Consider the following 421-nt stretch of genomic DNA (forward strand, 5'->3'; position numbering starts at 1 on the left):
GGTACTGCAGAAATGTGGGAGAGTAGGTCGTCGCCTTTCTTTTTAAACCCGTTGTTCCTCGGAGCAACGGGTTTTTTATTTTAAAAGGATGCCTATAAGTATAGAAAGGATTATTTCACATCATGGGGTAAATGCCTTTTGCTACCATTGATTCCTCTTTCTATTATGGAACCATTGGTAGCAAAGCGTACGAATTAGCCGTGTATCCTACTTAGTGGTTCAGTTAATTTGCATTTTTCGATATAATAATATTTGAGTGTTGCGTACGCTTCACGATTAGGTTGAAGTAGTAGGCAAAGCAAGAATTTAGGTGATTATTGCGGCGGGGTTCCACCTCTTTCCATTCCGAACAGAGAAGTTAAGCCCGCCAGCGCCGATGGTACTGCAGAAATGTGGGAGAGTAGGTCGTCGCCTTTCTTTT

General features: G+C 42.3%; 1 rRNA gene. It reads left to right on the forward strand.

Annotated elements, in window-relative coordinates:
* The first annotated feature begins 306 nt into the window (after nt 1–306).
* Nucleotides 307–417, forward strand: a 5S ribosomal RNA gene (gene rrf / locus Q1A18_RS18990).
* Nucleotides 418–421: the final 4 nt, after the last annotated feature.

Source organism: uncultured Sunxiuqinia sp. (assembly GCF_947495665.1).
GTDB lineage: Bacteria > Bacteroidota > Bacteroidia > Bacteroidales > Prolixibacteraceae > Sunxiuqinia > Sunxiuqinia rutila.